Origin of the sequence: Actinomyces oris (assembly GCF_001929375.1) — a bacterium.
GTDB lineage: Bacteria > Actinomycetota > Actinomycetes > Actinomycetales > Actinomycetaceae > Actinomyces > Actinomyces oris_B.
Map to the genome: position 1 here is coordinate 1 of NZ_MSGO01000076.1, position 1,498 is coordinate 1,498.

Annotated in this window: 1 protein-coding gene; it reads right to left on the reverse strand. The window is 61.0% G+C overall.

Going from position 1 to position 1,498, the window contains the following annotated elements:
- Positions 1–237 precede the first annotated feature (237 nt).
- Positions 238–1,498 (reverse strand): type I restriction endonuclease subunit R, EcoR124 family (locus BKH32_RS12640; protein WP_430383807.1); only part of this gene is annotated, 1,261 nt, incomplete at its 5' end.

Here is a 1,498-nt window from a genome sequence, read left to right on the forward strand (position 1 = left end):
CAAACACGAAGAGCCGGTTATCCACCCTTCGGCGGTTCTGGCGATAAGTGGTTCCGGGACGTTAGTTGGATCGAGTGAGTTGATTGCGTCTATAAAGGACTGAGCTCGAAACCAAGTAACCAATGCACCTTTGCTGTCAAACTCTATTGATATGATCTCATTGTTTTCGGGGTTTAAAGACCGAGTGTGAGCCAAATATGTTCTAGAGTTAGGGAAAGTCATTGGTCATCCTGGCTGTTAGTTTGCGGTTGATGTGGAGCTGAGTCCCCGGAACCTCTCGACGTAGGCGGCCAGGGCGGCTTGGACGCGGCGCTTCTTCTCATCGTGGCTGTCGCTGGCTGAGCTGCGGAATCTGGGGGTGGGTGGCAGGATCCTTGTGATCGCAGTCCCCTCAGTGGGCACGTACCCGTTCCGCAACGCTGCCTCCACCAGCGCCTTCGCCGGCCCTTCGCGCAGCTTCTCATCTCGGATGATCGCTGCCAGCTCCTCGCTGCGCCGCTGCTCAATGAACGCCCGCCACTGCTCGTCCACATCCCCAAAGGCGGACACCGCGTGCACGAACTCCTCAATGAGGTCCCGCTTGTTGTGCAGGCTGGGACTGGACATCACAGCCCGGCGGATCTCCACCGGGATCTCCTTGTCCTCGCCGTCGCCCGCCTCCTCGCGGTGCTTCTCCACCAGCATGAGGACGTAGTCGACTCCCACCTCCACCTGCTTGACCAGCTCGATCTCGAAGACGAGGTCGTCGTTGACGACCTCCTTCCCCACGTCGGCCGCCCGCCGCATCTCGGTGTACAGGTCCACGTACACGCTGCGGTAGTCCTGGAACTCGGCCTCGCCGATGACGTCGTCGTCTTCGAAGTCGTCAAAGCTTGCCAGGATGTTGCGTAGCCGCAGGATCTTCCCGAACTGCCGGATGAACTCCTTCTGGTCTGCCTCCGAGGCGATCATCTGCCCCGGCTCGAACCTGGCCCGCAGTTCGGCAATCTTCTCCAGATACTCCTCCAGGTACTCCTTGTACGGCTTGAGGAGCACCAGCCCGCCGGCGGCCTTGTTGCCGAACAGGGCGATGGCCTCATCGGTGTCCTCCTGCAGGTCCCGGAAGCAGACCACATTGCCGTAGGTCTTGACTGAGTTCAGGATCCGGTTCGTGCGCGAGAACGCCTGGATGAGCCCGTGCGTGCGCAGCGACTTGTCCACCCACAGGGTGTTGAGAGTCTTGGAGTCGAACCCAGTGAGGAACATATTGACCACGATGACCAGGTCGATGGTCCTCTCCGCCAGCCGCCGGGAAATGTCCTCGTAGTAGCCCTCGAAGCCCTGCGCGCTCGTGTCGTAGGCGGTGCCGAACTGCGTGTTGTAGTCACGGATCGCATCATCGAGGAAGGCGCGGTCGTCGGCGGTCAGCTGCGAGGGGTCTACGGCCTCATCGGCCAGCGTCTCACCGGGCGCATCGGCGTTGGGCGCGTAGGAGTAGACGATGCCGACGGTCAGGCGC